Consider the following 887-nt stretch of genomic DNA (forward strand, 5'->3'; position numbering starts at 1 on the left):
CCCTCGCCCCCTGACCGTTGCTCACAACGTGGCCAACCACCCCAACCCTGCACTCGCCCAAAAAGAAAAGGGCCCCGAAGGGCCCCTCTCGCATCCAGCAAAACCTTGTTCAGGTCAGAACAGGCTTTCCTTGACGTAAATGATGTCGTTGGGCTTGAGCTGGTCGTTCAGCCCCGGCTCGATCACCGTGACCTGGCCAGTGGCCTCATCGCGGCGGTGCACCTTGATGCCACGTTGCGTGCCGCGCAGCGTCAAGCCACCAGCGTTGGCCAGGGCCTGCAGCACGGTGGTGCCGCGCATCAGCACCTGGGCACCCGGGCGCTGCACCTCGCCATACATGTAGACCTGCGGCGCGCGGTCCACCCAGACGGTGTCGCCATTGCGCAGCTCGAAATCCGGCTCCGAGCCCACCGAAGCGAACACCCGGGTGAAATCGATTTCCTTGCGGAAAGGCTTGCCGTCTCGCGTGCCGGACACCACCACGATGTCCGAGCCCGAGCCCGGGATGATGCCGCCGGCCATGCCCATGATTTCGCTGAGCTTGTTGTTCGAGGCGATCACCGGGTAGCGGCCAGGCTTGTTGACCATGCCCAGCACCGAAACCTGGTTGGCCGCTGCCGTGACCAGCAAGATGGAAACCTGGGGCTGCTTGACGAAATTGCCGCTCTTGAGGCCGTTGGCGATGGTTTTTTCAGCATCGATGACGGTCTGGCCGCTGAGCTTGACCGAGCCCAGCAGCGGGTAGCTGATGGTGCCGTCGTCGTTGATGCGGGTCTCCAGCGTCAGGTCCTGGTTCTGGTACACGTTCACGCGGATGACGTCGCCGGGGCCCAGGGCGTAGTCCTTGTTGGCCTGGACGGCCACCGATGCCGATGCCGATGCCGATG

1 protein-coding gene is annotated in these 887 nt (G+C 63.8%); it reads right to left on the minus strand.

What is annotated here, in order from left to right:
- Positions 1 to 114 precede the first annotated feature (114 nt).
- The coding region (gene epsE / locus B2W70_RS03265) for a polysaccharide export protein EpsE (protein WP_349677429.1) at positions 115 to 887 on the minus strand (773 nt) is incomplete at its 5' end.

Source organism: Aquabacterium sp. UBA2148 (genome assembly GCF_002328915.1).
Lineage (GTDB): Bacteria > Pseudomonadota > Gammaproteobacteria > Burkholderiales > Burkholderiaceae_C > Aquabacterium > Aquabacterium parvum.